Annotated in this window: 12 protein-coding genes and 3 tRNA genes; 1 reads left to right on the forward strand and 14 read right to left on the reverse strand. The window is 51.6% G+C overall.

The genetic code is table 11. The features are described from left to right. Positions 1–569: 569 nt before the first annotated feature. The 6 genes from ABIE11_RS05160 to uvrY form a co-directional block, all read right to left on the reverse strand. Positions 570–656: transfer RNA gene (locus ABIE11_RS05160), tRNA-Leu, on the reverse strand. Positions 657–668: 12 nt separating this feature from the next. Further along, positions 669–742, reverse strand: a tRNA-Cys gene (locus ABIE11_RS05165). Positions 743–793: 51 nt separating this feature from the next. Then, positions 794–869: transfer RNA gene (locus ABIE11_RS05170), tRNA-Gly, on the reverse strand. Positions 870–1,019: 150 nt separating this feature from the next. Then, positions 1,020–1,568: a CDP-diacylglycerol--glycerol-3-phosphate 3-phosphatidyltransferase gene (gene pgsA, locus ABIE11_RS05175; RefSeq protein ID WP_100779730.1), complete on the reverse strand. Its 549-nt coding sequence runs from the start codon at positions 1,566–1,568 to the stop codon at positions 1,020–1,022. A 56-nt stretch (positions 1,569–1,624) separates the two neighbouring features. Then, positions 1,625–3,457, reverse strand: coding sequence for an excinuclease ABC subunit UvrC (gene uvrC, locus ABIE11_RS05180; RefSeq protein WP_100779729.1), 1,833 nt, complete (start codon positions 3,455–3,457; stop codon positions 1,625–1,627). Then, positions 3,454–4,110 carry a UvrY/SirA/GacA family response regulator transcription factor gene (gene uvrY, locus ABIE11_RS05185; RefSeq protein WP_100779728.1) on the reverse strand — a complete coding sequence of 219 codons (657 nt, stop codon included), beginning with the start codon at positions 4,108–4,110 and terminating at the stop codon, positions 3,454–3,456. The genes uvrC and uvrY overlap by 4 nt, the downstream gene beginning before the upstream one ends. Before the next feature lie 468 nt (positions 4,111–4,578). Here uvrY and ABIE11_RS05190 point away from each other — a divergent pair, with 468 nt between their 5' ends. Next, positions 4,579–4,803 carry a DUF2594 family protein gene (locus ABIE11_RS05190; RefSeq protein WP_100779727.1) on the forward strand — a complete coding sequence of 75 codons (225 nt, stop codon included), beginning with the start codon at positions 4,579–4,581 and terminating at the stop codon, positions 4,801–4,803. Between the two features lie 69 nt (positions 4,804–4,872). Here the strand turns inward: ABIE11_RS05190 and sdiA are convergent, their stop codons facing one another. The 8 genes from sdiA to ABIE11_RS05230 all read right to left on the reverse strand — a co-directional run bounded on the left by sdiA (position 4,873) and on the right by ABIE11_RS05230 (position 11,948). Next, positions 4,873–5,595, reverse strand: a complete 723-nt coding sequence (sdiA, locus tag ABIE11_RS05195) for a transcriptional regulator SdiA (RefSeq protein WP_100780854.1) — start codon at positions 5,593–5,595, stop codon at positions 4,873–4,875. Positions 5,596–5,819: 224 nt separating this feature from the next. Next, positions 5,820–6,572: an L-cystine ABC transporter ATP-binding protein TcyN gene (tcyN, locus tag ABIE11_RS05200; protein WP_107703333.1), complete on the reverse strand. Its 753-nt coding sequence runs from the start codon at positions 6,570–6,572 to the stop codon at positions 5,820–5,822. Then, on the reverse strand, positions 6,569–7,237 hold the full coding sequence (gene tcyL, locus ABIE11_RS05205) for a cystine ABC transporter permease (protein WP_100779725.1): 669 nt from the start codon (positions 7,235–7,237) through the stop codon (positions 6,569–6,571). Before tcyL ends, tcyN begins: the two co-directional genes overlap by 4 nt. Positions 7,238–7,257: 20 nt before the next feature. Then, positions 7,258–8,244 (reverse strand): D-cysteine desulfhydrase, encoded by a 987-nt coding sequence (gene dcyD, locus ABIE11_RS05210; RefSeq protein ID WP_429184093.1) that lies wholly within the window; start codon positions 8,242–8,244, stop codon positions 7,258–7,260. A gap of 105 nt (positions 8,245–8,349) precedes the next feature. Further along, positions 8,350–9,150, reverse strand: a complete 801-nt coding sequence (gene tcyJ / locus ABIE11_RS05215) for a cystine ABC transporter substrate-binding protein (protein WP_100779723.1) — start codon at positions 9,148–9,150, stop codon at positions 8,350–8,352. A gap of 85 nt (positions 9,151–9,235) precedes the next feature. After that, positions 9,236–9,787, reverse strand: a complete 552-nt coding sequence (gene fliZ / locus ABIE11_RS05220) for a flagella biosynthesis regulatory protein FliZ (RefSeq protein WP_100779722.1) — start codon at positions 9,785–9,787, stop codon at positions 9,236–9,238. Positions 9,788–9,840: 53 nt separating this feature from the next. After that, the gene (gene fliA / locus ABIE11_RS05225; protein WP_100779721.1) at positions 9,841–10,560 is read right to left on the reverse strand and encodes an RNA polymerase sigma factor FliA; all 720 of its coding nucleotides are present in this window, start codon (positions 10,558–10,560) and stop codon (positions 9,841–9,843) included. A 212-nt stretch (positions 10,561–10,772) separates the two neighbouring features. Further along, entirely contained in the window at positions 10,773–11,948 is a 1,176-nt protein-coding gene (locus ABIE11_RS05230) for a DegT/DnrJ/EryC1/StrS family aminotransferase (RefSeq protein WP_429184094.1), read from the reverse strand. Positions 11,949–11,996: the final 48 nt, after the last annotated feature.

Here is an 11,996-nt window from a genome sequence, read left to right on the forward strand (position 1 = left end):
TTACCACACTTCGGGCGAGGACTCTTTAAATGCCGGTGCCCGGCGGGCAGAACACTGAGCCAGGCAGTGCGTTATGCACATGGTGAGAGGCAGGGTTTGAGCACAACATACCAGACTCTGACCCCGAAATTCTGCGGTGAAATTATCCGGTCAAATATCGTCCCCAATAAAATTGCCGATGAATATTATGCCTGCGCATTAAAAGAATGAAGGACGGATAATTGAAGCAGAGAGTATTTGTTTAGAGGTTATAAATTACCCATACTAAACTAGCATTTCATCAATGCTTAAATATAACGTTTTCGGGGTTCTATCATGGAAGGTCCTTTGTTTCTTCACTGTATTCTTAATGCTCAAACCTTCTCCTCTCTTTAAGCACGTTTTAGCCGGGGGTCGTACACGGATTTATTTCTCATCCTGTATATCTCCGGGCATATTTCGGCTCACCAGCCAGAATGAAAATAGAGGCAAGTAAGAAGCGTGAAGATGGCGAGGGACAAAAACAAAAAAACCACCCGAGGGTGGTTTCACGACACTGCTTATTGCTTTGATTATTCTTGGCTTTCCCATGGTACCCGGAGCGAGACTTGAACTCGCACAGCGCGAACGCCGAGGGATTTTAAATCCCTTGTGTCTACCGATTCCACCATCCGGGCTCGGGAAGAAATTGGAGGCGCGTTCCGGAGTCGAACCGGACTAGACGGATTTGCAATCCGCTACATAACCGCTTTGCTAACGCGCCGTAAATCTGTTGTCTTTCGACCAGCACCCGCAACTGCCGATGCTTTTAATTTGGAGCGGGAAACGAGACTCGAACTCGCGACCCCGACCTTGGCAAGGTCGTGCTCTACCAACTGAGCTATTCCCGCATGTCACCAAGTCATTTGTAATCACTTGATTTCATTATCGTCCGGCTGACTGTGCCGCCGTTCGATGCGTTGCATTCTACTTATATGACGATGTGAGTCAACGTTATTTTTGCATCCCAGGATCGTTTGCTGAAAATTGCGCCGAAACGATCACTGTTCAAGCAAATCGCCGCGTGCGGCGTTCAGGTACTGCAGCATTGACCACAGCGTCAGCACCGCTGCAACCCACAGCAGGCCGATACCCGCCCACTCGACCCACGCGTTTGGACGCCACAGCATCCACACCAGCGACGCCATCTGCGCGGTAGTTTTCACTTTACCAATCCAGGAGACCGCCACGCTGCTGCGTTTACCCAGCTCAGCCATCCACTCGCGCAGGGCGGAGATGATGATCTCACGGGCGATCATGGTCGCCGCAGGTAACGTCACCCACCAGGTGTGGTAATGCTCTGCCACCAGCACCATCGCAATGGCAACCATCACCTTATCGGCAACCGGATCGAGGAACGCACCGAACCGCGTGCTTTGATTCCAGCGACGGGCCAGATAGCCGTCAAACCAGTCCGTCACCGCAGCCACCAGGAAGATCAGCGCACATGCGAAAGGAGCCCACGTGAAAGGCATGTAAAAAGCCAACACAAAGAAGGGGATAAGGACGACGCGAAAAAGCGTGAGCAACGTAGGGATGTTAAATCGCATAGTGACGGTAACTGTCTGTTGTCAGTAAAATTTAGCTCTATGTTGCTACAGAGCCCTCAATGTTTCAACGAGTAGTAGATCTTTTCTGCCAGCCCTTGCGAAATACCCGGCACTTTTGCAATTTCCTCCACGCTGGCGTTGAGTAATCCTTGCAATCCACCCATGTACTTCAACAACATCTGTCGACGTTTTGGCCCGACGCCCTCGATTGTCTCAAGCGTACTGGTGTTTTTCACTTTAGCGCGTTTTTTACGGTGTCCGCCGATGGCATGGTCGTGCGACTCATCACGAATATGCTGGATCACATGCAGCGCAGGGGAATCCGGCGGCAGACTGAAGCCTTCACCTTCCGGTTCGAAGAAGAGTGTTTCCAGACCGGCCTTACGATCGGTCCCTTTTGCCACGCCAAGCAGTAAAGGATGATGTTTATCCCACGGCACATCGAGCTCAGCGAAAACGGCTTTCGCCTGGCCCAGCTGCCCTTTCCCGCCGTCGATCAAAATGACATCCGGGATTTTGGCCTCTTCAATAGCTTTACCATAGCGACGGCGGAGCACCTGATTCATCGCCGCATAGTCATCACCCGGCGTAATCCCGGTGATGTTGTAGCGACGATATTCCGCGCGCACCGGCCCGTTGGCATCAAACACCACGCAGGAGGCGACGGTTTGCTCACCCATTGTATGGCTGATGTCGAAACACTCCATCCGCTTCACTTCCGGCAGTTTCAGCAGCGTAGCCAACGCCGCCAGGCGCTGGTGAACGGTCGATTGCTGAGAAAGCTTCGTCGTCAGCGCCGTCGCGGCGTTGGTCCGCGCCAGCTTCAGATAGCGCGCGCGATCGCCGCGCGGTTTGGTCTGAACGTTAACGCGACGCCCTGCCAGCTCGGAAAGGGAGTCCGCCAGCAAAGTTTTATCATCAAGATTAAAATCGAGCAGGATCTCCGATGGCAACGTGCGCATCTGGCTGCCCTGCAAATAGAACTGACCGACAAAAGTTTCAACCACTTCACCCAGCTCAGTACCGCCCGGCACTTTCGGGAAATAGCTGCGGCTGCCCAGGACTTTGCCCTGACGTATAAAAAGAACATGAACGCAGGCCAGCCCGGCATCGAAGGAAACGCCAATGACGTCCAGATCGTCGCCGGTATTCGACACAAACTGTTTTTCCGTAACGCGCCGCACCGCCTGAATTTGATCGCGGATACGTGCGGCCTCTTCGAACGCCAGCGCCTGGCTGGCTTTTTCCATTCGCGCAATCAGCTGCGTTAAGACCTGATCGTCTTTACCCGCCAGGAACAGACGCACATAGTCAACCTGTTGCGCGTACTCCTCTTCGCTGACCAGTCCCGCTACGCATGGGCCAAGACAGCGGCCAATCTGGTATTGCAGACAAGGGCGGGAGCGGTTGCGATAGACGCTGTTTTCGCACTGGCGAACCGGAAAGATTTTCTGCAGCAACGCCAGGGTTTCACGCACGGCGTACCCGTTAGGGAAAGGACCGAAATACTCCCCTTTCGCATGTTTCGCCCCGCGATGCATGGCCAGACGCGGGTGGGTGTCGCTGCTGAGGAAAATGAACGGGTATGACTTATCATCGCGCAACAATACGTTATAGCGCGGCTGATAGAGCTTAATGTAGTTATGTTCGAGCAGCAGCGCTTCCGTTTCCGTGTGCGTCACGGTGACGTCGATCTGCTGAATCAGCGCCACCAGCGCTTCCGTCTTACGGGAGGCCAGATTGGTGCGGAAATAGCTGGAAAGACGTTTTTTAAGGTCTTTGGCTTTGCCAACATAGATAACCGTACCGCCAGCGTCATACATTCGATATACGCCAGGCTGGCTGGTTACGGTTTTCAGGAAAGATTTTGAATCGAACACATTACTCACTGACTTGTTAGGGTCTCTGCATTACACAGACCATGACGAATGGCCAGGTGAGTGAGTTCGACATCGCCGTGAATGTTCAGTTTACTGAACATACGGTAGCGGTAGCTGTTCACCGTTTTCGGACTGAGATTCAGCTGCTCAGAAATCTCATTCACCTTTTGGCCTTTGGTGATCATCAGCATAATCTGCAATTCACGCTCAGACAAACTGGCAAATGGCGATCCGGTTTTTTCCGGTTCAATCTGACTTAACGCCATCTGTTGAGCGATATCCGACGCGATATAGCGCTGGCCGGCGAACACTGAACGAATAGCATTAACCACTTCCTGTGGTGCAGCGCCTTTGGTGAGATAGCCTGCGGCCCCGGCCTGCATCACTTTCGCGGGCAATGGGTTCTCCGTGTGGACGGTCAGCATGATGACTTTGGTGTCCACGTAAGCACGCGCGATTTTACGCGTGGCTTCAAGGCCGCCAATACCAGGCATGTTCATGTCCATCAGGACTACATCGGCTGAGTGGGTACGGCACCATTTCACGGCGTCTTCGCCGCAGCAAACTTCACCGGCGACTTTAATACCCTTTATATCTTCAAGTATGCGTCGTATCCCTGCGCGCACGAGTTCGTGGTCATCAACAAGTAGAACGTTGATCAAAGGAATGTCTCCAGAAATAGGGATAACGCTACTGACTACTAATTTGGCTTATATTAACGGTTTTCTGCCCAAGTTTAAAACGCTAAAAAGCATGTCATTCGATTTCGTTCTCGTTTTTGGAAATTAGCCTGTACAGCAAGTGGAAAGAGAATCGGATTTAAAAAGTCAAATACCGTTATTTTTAAGCCGCTGTATTCAAAAAGTTACGAAAAGATCGCCCCTCTGCGCCAGGAAAGTACGGCTCTTATATTTTTGTAACAATAATTAACAGCAAGAGAACGGGCTATAAACAATTTAGGCTGGTTAAAACATTATAGTGATTACACTTAAAACGTGTTTACTTAAATAAACAAAGCGCACGATTGAACAAAAAATAACCACTGCTTTTTTTCCTCTCTGTTGTGGTATACTCCGCCGCCATAACTTTCATCGTCGCGCTCTAGCGCCGTTTTGTAATGAGGAATAACAATGAGCACACCTGAATTCGCCACCGCCGAAAATAACCAAGAACTGGCGCAGGAAGTATCCTGTCTGAAAGCACTGCTGGCACTTATGCTGCAGGCGATGGGCCAGGCTGACGCGGGCCGTGTGATCATTAAGATGGAAAAGCAGATCGCCCAGATGGAAGATCAGGGCCAGGCAGATGTATTTGCCGATACGGTTAAGCAAATTAAACAGGCTTACCGCCAGTAAAAAAAGAACGGCTGAACGCATTGCATTCAGCCGTTTTCGTGTCTGGCACGCAGAACAACTAATGTGTGGTCAGATGAATCCCGTTGCCGCCGCGTAGCAGGCAATCTGCGTCTTATTCGGCGCATTGAATTTCTTCTGCATATTCTTCTGATGGAAGTTCACCGTATTCTCTGAGATCGACAAAATAATCGCGATTTCAGCCGACGTTTTGCCCTCAGCCGTCCACTTCAGAATTTCCTTCTCGCGCTTGCTGAATTTCATCTCTGGCGGCATCACCATGTCATGCTCAAAGCGCAGCAACGACGTCAATGCCATTTGCACTAACATTTGCAGACGCAGCTCTATTTCATCGCTGTCCATCATTTTGCCAAACTGACTGGCGCGAGAAACGGAGAGAAAACCGAGCGCGTGATTAGGCAGCATCAGACACTGCGTAATTCCCTTGCGAATACCGTGGTCGCGCGCGCCGTCCCATAGCGGCTGTGCCTCAGAAAATAACGCATCCGTCCAGGGAAGGTGTCCCTGAATGAAATTCTCCCGCTTTAATACCGGGTCAATGGCGAAATAATTTTCTGACTGATATTGCGACATCCATTCAGCCGGATAGCTCGAATGAACTGTAATTTTAGGGCGCGTAAACGGAACCGGATGGCGAACACAGAGTGAGTAATAATCGAATTCAAGATCCTGTGTTTGTTGCTGAAGTTCCTGATAAACCTCGTCCGCCGTCCCCATTTGCTGGAATCGCAGGAAGCAATTCCGTCGCCAGGTGAAAAAGTCTGTATCCCTCATACTTACTGAATGAAGCCCCTGAAAAAGATAATCATTATTATGGTGAATATAACCTAACACATAAATCTTATTTATATGTATAAAATATCGACCCAAGTGAGAATAACTTTCATGTTCCTCACTTTCAGTGTCGATAAATAGAATATAAGCATCTATAAACAGGCAAATCTGGAGAATAATTTGCTCCAGAACGTCCTTCTGGAGCAAATCAGTCAGGAGAATCTCTACCGTGTCAGGAACTTTTCCAGGAACTGACGGGTGCGAGGTTGTTGGGGATGCGTAAACAATTCTTTTGCGGGGCCCTGTTCGACAATGCGACCCTGGTCCATGAAAATCGCCCTGTCAGCCACATCTCTGGCAAAACTCATCTCGTGGGTGACGATAACCAGCGTGCGTTTCTCCTGCGCCAGCTGGCGAATGGTGTTCAGCACCTCGCCCACCAGCTCTGGATCGAGCGCAGAAGTCGGTTCATCAAAGAGGATCACGTCCGGGCGCATCGCCAGCGCACGGGCAATGGCCACACGCTGCTGCTGCCCGCCCGACAGACGGCGTGGATAACTGGTCTCCTTCCCGGAAAGCCCGACTTTCGCCAGCAGCTCCCGCCCACGCGCAATGGCCTCTTCTTTCGGTTCACCTTTTACGATGACCGGCCCCTCAATAATGTTCTCCAGCACCGTGCGATGCGGAAACAGATTAAAGCTCTGGAATACAAAGCCCACATGCTGGCGAAGACGGCGAATCAGCCCTTTTTGCGGCCCGAGAGACTTACCGGTATCGATAGTAATATCACCGACCCGAATGGTGCCCCCTTCCGGATGCTCCAGCAAATTGATGCTGCGCAGCAGCGTGGTTTTACCCGAGCCGCTCGGCCCGATAATCGCGACCACTTCGCCCTCTTGCACCTCCAGGTCGATACCGTGCAGTACGGTCTGTCCGTGAAATTTTTTGACCAGGTTTTTGACGTCGATAGCACTCATTTCGGATCTCGCTCCTGGCGGTTAAGCTGGTTTTCAAAATAGTTTTGCAGTGCGGAAAGCACCGTCGCCATGATCCAGTAAATCAGCGAAGCCGCCAGGTACATGGTGAAAACTTCCAGCGTGCGCGAGGTGATAAGCTGCGCCTGACGGAACAGCTCCGGCACCTGGATTGTCGCCGCAAGGGACGTGTCCTTGACCAGGCTAATAAAACTATTGCTGAGCGGGGGAAGCGCCACGCGTGCAGCCTGCGGCAGGATCGCGCGACGCAGGGTCTGCCACGGCGTCATCCCGATACTGGCCGCCGCTTCCCATTGGCCCTTATCGATGGAGGAGATCGCCGCGCGCAGCGTTTCAGAGGTGTACGCCGCGGTATTCAGCGACAAACCAATCATCGCCGCCGGGATCGGGTCCAGCTCAATGCCGAACTGCGGCAGACCGTAGTAGATCATGAAAAGCTGGGCGATCAGCGGCGTACCGCGAAACACGGAGATGTAAAAACGCGCCAGCCAGCGTACCGGCAGGATCGACGACATGCGCATCAACGCGAGGATAAAGCCCAACACCAGCCCAAAGAACATCCCTCCGAGACTGAGCTGCAGCGTAAACACCGCCCCTTTCAGCAGGTACGGCAATGAATCAATAACCAGTTGAATACTTTCTTGCATTATTATTTTCGACCCGTGATTCAAACGTGAGGATGATAAGCAAACAGCGCGGGCGCTCCGCCGGTATGGACAAACAGAATCGGCCCTTCATCCTTAAAGCGCTTCTGGGTAATGCCGTCGATAAGCCCGGCCATCGCTTTACCCGTGTAAACCGGATCTAACAGGATGCCTTCCAGACGCGCCAGCAGTTTTATCGCTTCCACCCCTTCTTCGTTTGGCGTGCCATAGCCTGGCGCAAAATAGTCATCCCACAGCAAAATATCGGCTTTCGCCTGCACGTCGAGCTGCTGCGCAACTGCCTGCTGTAGGGTGACGACTTTCGGCTTCTGATCCGCTATGCTGCGGGAGACGGTCACCCCGATAAGTTCGACATCCGGCATGAGCTGCTCCAGCCCGACCGCCAGCCCGGCATGCGTCCCGGCGCTACCGGATGCCACCACCACAGAGGAGAGGCTCACCGCCCCTTCGCACTGCTGGGCAATTTCCAGCGCGCTTTCCACATAGCCCAGCGCACCCAGGGCATTAGATCCGCCGACCGGGATCACATACGGACGAAAACCCTGCGCTTCAACGCGGGTTGCCAGTTCTTCCAGCTGAGCCGCCGGATCCGTTAAGGCATCGCACATTTCGATCTGCACGTTGAACAGATCCAGCAGCAGGCGGTTGCCGTTCGTGAGATAGTTTTCCGCCCGCGTCCCGATGGGATTTTCCAGCAACGCTACGCAGTTCAGCCCCAGTTTCGCCGCCACTGCCGCCGTCTGGCGCACGTGGTTAGACTGAATGGCACCGGCGGTGATCAGTGTATCCGCTCCCTCACGCAGCGCATCCGCCGCGAGAAACTCCAGCTTACGCAGCTTGTTCCCGCCCATCGCCATAGGGGTCACGTCGTCACGTTTGATAAAGATATCGCGCCCTAAATAGTCAGAAAAACGCGGTAAGTACTCCAGTGGCGTTGGCGCGCCGATAAACTCGAGGCGCGGAAAACGCGTTAAATTTTGCAGTGACATGGATCCTCCGGTAACGCTGTTTTTGTTTATTATTTTTATTATGCACGCTGAAGTGCCAGAAATGAAAAAGGCGCTTTTAAAAGCGCCTTTTTTTCAGGGAAAGACTTATTTGGTGACGTCTGCCCCGAACCACTTCTCGGAGAGCGCCTTGAGGCTGCCGTCTTTCTGCATCTCGGCAATAGCACCGTCGACAGCTTTCACCAGGTCCTCGTTACCTTTGCGGATCGCCACACCGGCTTCCTGACGCGAGAACGCGTCACCGGCTACGGCCAGGGTATCGTTGGTTTTCTTCACCAGATCCAGCGCGGCCAGACGGTCAACCAGAATGGCATCGATACGGCCGACGCGCAGATCCTGGTATTTGGTCGGGTCATCATCATAGGTGCGAATATCCACGCCCTGTACGTTCTGGCGCAGCCACTCTTCATAGTTGGTGCCCAGACCGACGCCCACTTTTTTGCCTTTCAGATCGGCGGCCGATTTAATCGTGCCTTCGTTGCCTTTCTTCACCAGCGCCTGAATACCGGAGACGGTGTACGGCGTAGAGAAATCATATTTCTTCTTACGCTCATCAGAGATGGTGACCTGGTTGATGACCACGTCGATACGTTTAGAGTCCAGCGACGCCAGCATACCGTCCCATTTGGTCGGCTTCAGAGACGCTTTCACGCCCAGATGCTTCGCCAGCTCTTCTGCAAACTCAACTTCAAAACCGGTCAGTTTGCCATCATCACCCTGGAAGCTGAACGGCGGATACGTCCCTTCCAGTCCCACCAGCAGCGTGCCGCGCTCTTTCACTTTATTCAGCAGATTTTCAGCGGCGAACGTTTTCACGCTCATCCCTGCGACCAGCGCCACAGCCATGACGCCCATCAGTGCCTGACGACCCAGAAGTGCTAATTTCATAGTTACCCCGATATAGTGGTTTTTTGAGTAGTGTAGGGATTTCGTTTATAACGTCAAACACGAGTCCGCTACATCTTATTCAATTTTAATATATATCAGAAGTTGTCCCGGCGTAGACTTTCTGCTTAATCACACCTGGCATTTGCGCTTTATATTGCGCGTACTTACGCAGGGCGATGCGGTAGTTGTTGGTGCTGGTAGCCGGCAGCCACGGCTCCAGATTTTCATCCAGATAGCCGGTTTTCAGCAGATCGCGGGAGATGTTTTGCACCGTTAGATGCTGGCCCAGACGACGCAGACGAACAACGTATTCGCGCACGGTTCCGTGGCTCATCTCGGTTTGCTCAAACAGGAATTGTTTAAAGCCGATGATGTCAAAAAAGTCGCTTTGCTCTTTGCAATGCAGATCGCCACAGAACCGACATAAGGCCACCCACTCCTGCTGCTCTTCCTGCCACGCGGATTCATCCATCAGGGTGTCGAGGCGTGATATCGCGATCTTATTCACGATTTCGCCGCGACGTACCAGCGTGATACGGTCAAGTAACTTATTGCAATGGGCGCAATGCGTCTGACTGTGTTTAAAGTCTTTTAGGTAGCGGCTTAAAGGCCGTCTTTTAGATTGCTGCACCGTCATGATAACTCCTGGTTGTCAATACGTTGTGCGGCACTTTTCGGGCGATACATCGCCTATAACTTACCCAGTTTGGTTCGTAAGCGTTTAATGGCCTGGCTATGCAATTGGCTCACCCGAGACTCCCCCACTTCCAGAACCGCGCCGATCTCCTTAAGATTCAGCTCTTCCTGGTAATAAAGGGTTAACACCAGCTGTTCGCGTTCCGGTAAAGCTTCAATAGCTTCCATTACGCGATGGCGTAAATTACTTTCCAGTAAATGGTGTAACGGGTTTTCATTCTGATTTTCATCAGTCACCAGCTCGATGCTATCGCCATGCTCTTCACGCCACTCATCATAAGAGAAGAGCTGGCTGTTATTGGTATCAAGCAACATCTGGCGATAATCAGCCACAGCAATGCCAAGCCGCTCCGCCACTTCGGTTTCCGTCGCGTTGCGTCCCAGTTCCTGCTCAAGCTGTCCTATAGCATGTGCCACTTCGCGGGCATTGCGGCGAACACTTCGCGGCACCCAGTCACGGCTGCGCAGTTCGTCCAGCATCGCACCACGAATACGCTGTACTGCGTAAGTCGTAAATGCCGTTCCTTGCAGAGCGTCGTATCGGTCTACTGCATTCAGTAACCCGATTCCGCCCGCCTGTAGCAGGTCGTCCAGTTCCACACTCGCCGGCAATCGCACCTGGAGGCGCAATGCTTCGTGACGCACCAGCGGGACATAACGCTGCCATAGCGAGTGTTTATCCATTACACCTTCAGCGGTATAGAGTGAATTCACGATAAACAGCCCTGCGTTAATTGAGTTATCGGCATTATTATCCGATTCTGGAGGGGTTTTAATCGGATGAATAGTGGGTGAAATGAGGGGTTATTTAGACAAATGGGTTTATTCACTTTGCCGCGTCATATTGTGCTTTTGAGGCAGGCCGCGCCCTGGACGAAGGCTGGTGCAAAATATGACGCGTATAATTTAGTCAACCGTCTGATTTGTTATGCATTAATTGCTAATTCACCCAGGTTAACATTTTTTTCGTTTACATCGTCAGAACATTTAGACCGACTTAAACGTTGCAGTGCCGCAATAATTCTCCCCTGCTCTTCGTCAGTGAGATCGGGAAAGATCGGCAAGCACAGGATTTTTTCCGCAATTTGATTTGCCACCGGCAATTCATCAGGTCCTGCCGACGGTAAATGACGGTACATTGAGAAAGAACTTATTAGAGGATAAAAATAGCGTCTCGCATAAATATCCTCTTCCTTAAGCATTTCATAGAGTTCGTCACGAGTGAGTGGAAATGCTTCTTCCACCAGCAGCGGGAAGTACGCGTAGTTCCACTCATACTCCCCGGTAAATTCATAGCAGGACAGACCGGGTGCCGATGGCAACTCACGCATATAGCGCTGATAAATTTGCTCTCTTGCCAGCAGGGCGCGGTCAATATGCTTTAACTGAAGCAGACCAAAGGCGGCATTCACTTCGCTCATTTTGGCGTTAATGCCCGGTGCAACCACTTTGGTTTCACCTGCAAACCCAAAGTTTTTAAGATAATCAATGCGTTGTTTTGTTTTCAAATCGTGGGAGATGATCGCCCCGCCTTCAAAGGTGTTAAACACTTTCGTCGCATGGAAACTCAGCACGGATAAATCGCCGTTATTCAGCACACTTCCTTCACTATTTTTAACACCAAAAGCATGCGCTGCGTCATAAATGACTCTAAGGCCATAAATATCGGCGATTTGCTGAATTTTATCGACCTCACAAGGAATACCGTAACAATGAACCGGTAAAATAGCCGTGGTCTGAGGTGTGATCAGCGCCTCTATTTTATCCGGGTCAATGTTAAATGTTAAAGGATCGATATCGGCGAAAACGGGCGTGAGCCCATTCCATAATAGTGTGTGCGACGTTGCCACGAAGGAATAGGGTGTGGTTATCACCTCGCCCGTCACGCGTAATGCCTGCAGCGCAGTCAATAAAGCCAGCGTACCATTGGAAAACAAACTGACATACTTAACGCCGAGATAACTCGCCAGGGATGTCTCCAGCTCCTGGTGGAAACTCCCTCCATTTGTGAGCGTTCTGCTGGACCACATTTTTTCCAGGTAGGGTATGAACTCCTCCAGGGGAGGCAGCAGAGGACTTGTCACAAATATTTTGTTGTTCATTTCTGGTGTCGCATATAAGTCATGAAATGAATATCTTATAAGGCGGCA

This window comes from Lelliottia sp. 489 (assembly GCF_050435885.1).
Taxonomy (GTDB): domain Bacteria; phylum Pseudomonadota; class Gammaproteobacteria; order Enterobacterales; family Enterobacteriaceae; genus Enterobacter; species Enterobacter nimipressuralis.